Genomic DNA, 2149 nt, shown 5'->3' with positions numbered 1-2149 from the left:
ATGACTTAACATATAATTCAAATAATAAATGGACGCGACAAATTAAGGCAGTAGATCCAAGTGGTAATGAAAGTGATACCAACCTAGATGAAGCGAAATTTGGTATTCAACAAGGACGTTTGGCGGATAAATTCCCAGGGGATCAGCCAACAGATGCGGTTGTAGTTGCCAATCCAAACTCCTTGACAGATCCAGAACGCGCTAAGATTCTTGCGGCAGTGAAGGCAGCTAATCCTAAAGATACGAATCGTATTAAAGATGGAGAGGAAGGCTATAGAATATCAAAAGATGGCACCGTAACAATCACTTATAAGGATGGTACTTCTACTACGGTTCCACCAAAGGTAAAATACGGTGTTGAGAAAGTAGCGGATAAGTTTTATGCAATTAGTGACGAAAGCTTAGCAAGTCTAAATCCAAAGGATTTTGTTCGTGGAGTGGGGAATCAACCTTTACCAGCAGGAACAACTGTTACGTGGAAGCAAGGAAGTGAGCCGACATTTACTGTAGGAGAAAATCGTACTGCGAAGTTGGTAGTTACCTATCCAGATAAGCGTCAACAGCCGGATGAAATTGAGTATAACTATACTGTTTATCCAAAGGTTGAGGCTAAAACCAACAATGGGGTGACAGGTAAGTTTTATTCCTTTAAAGATGATGGTAATGGTAGAACCAACGGAGGTAGCTGGGCTAATAATTATGGTGGAGACACTTACTTATATGTAAATCAAAAGGAGCTTCCGGCCAATACGACCTGGTCTTATGAGTATAAATTAAATAGTAACTTAAATGGCCCAGGTGCATTACAGAAAACACAAGCTGGTGGGAAACCAGAGTTTAGTAGTGTCTGGAATAATAGCCAAGCGCATCAAACAGAGTACCGTGTAGTAGCGACTTATCCAACAGGACGCTTTGGGACTCCGTCTGCACAAGATCGTGCTTTGACAAGCGAGACTACATTTAATTATACAGTAGTGAATCCAGTTGCTAAGAAAGTTTATGAAACAACAGTGGGTAATATGTCTCCGTTGTCAACTATTAGCACAACTCCGGGTGAAACGATTACAAATGCTGCTAATACACCAGTAATACCAGCTGGAACAGATTATGCATGGGAAACACCTCTAAGTGAATCTGATATTTCCACTCCAGGTTATATAACTAAAAAAGTTAAAGTAACATTACCACTAGGTGCTGCAACAAGTAGTCGTAACGATAAATTAGTTCCAGTAACTATCAAAGTCAACCTAAAAACACCACAAATCGCAGATAATCAAGTGAAGCTACAAGGTGGTCTTCCAAACCGTGGTATTACTGTGACAGATGTGACACCAGGTGCGACAGTGACCTTGAAACTTGGAAGTAAGACAATTCCGAAGACAGTACCAGCTGGTGCTACAAGTGTCACATTTGGAGCGGATGAATTAGCAGATAGTAACGGTTTGCTTCCAACGGGAGACGTAACGGTTACACAAACTAAAGTCGTTACAAATCCTGAAGGAAATCCGGAGACTCTTAGCACATCAACGACTAAAGCAATTACTAAGGAAAATGTAGCACCAGAACCAGCATTTGATCTCTATATCCAGAATGATAAGACAAAACAGTGGGAAAAACAATCCATCCAGGATAATGTTCGCCCAGGTGTAAGAGGATATGAAATCTTCGCAGGTGATAAAATTAAAATCGTCATAAGCGGCAAGGATAACAGTGGTAAGATTAAAACTCTGAAATTGCATGATGGAACTTCAGATATAGATAGAATCTTCCAAAAAGACTATTCGTCAGACGATTCTGCACCTGGATTTAAAGACACTCCAACGGAAGCTTCAACAACAAATCCTGCTATTCGAGAGTACACAGCAACCTATGATGCAGACAAACAATATGCAGATAGTAATAAATGGAACCGTGGGGTTAAAGCTGTCGATTTATCTGATAATGAAGCTCGTACTCTGACAGTAGTAGCACAAGGGAAACTGAATAAGAAATTCCCAGGTGAAGTGCCAGCGACAGTTCAAATAACTAATGCGACAACTCCATCAGCAGATGATAAAGAAAAGATTCTTGCAGCGGTGAAGGGTTCAAATCCACAAGAGGCAAATCGTATTAGTAAATACGAATTTAAAAACGGTGGAGCTGTATCAAA

Annotated in this window: 1 protein-coding gene; it reads left to right on the top strand. The window is 40.4% G+C overall.

The annotated features are described in order from the left end of the window. The coding region (locus tag QM424_RS09765; protein ID WP_414394549.1) for a Rib/alpha-like domain-containing protein at positions 1-2149 on the top strand (2149 nt) is incomplete at both ends.

This window comes from Streptococcus mitis (assembly GCF_047464945.1).
Lineage (GTDB): Bacteria > Bacillota > Bacilli > Lactobacillales > Streptococcaceae > Streptococcus > Streptococcus mitis_EA.
Note: the sequence above shows the minus strand (reverse complement) of the source record. Positions and strands in the feature narration are given on the sequence as shown.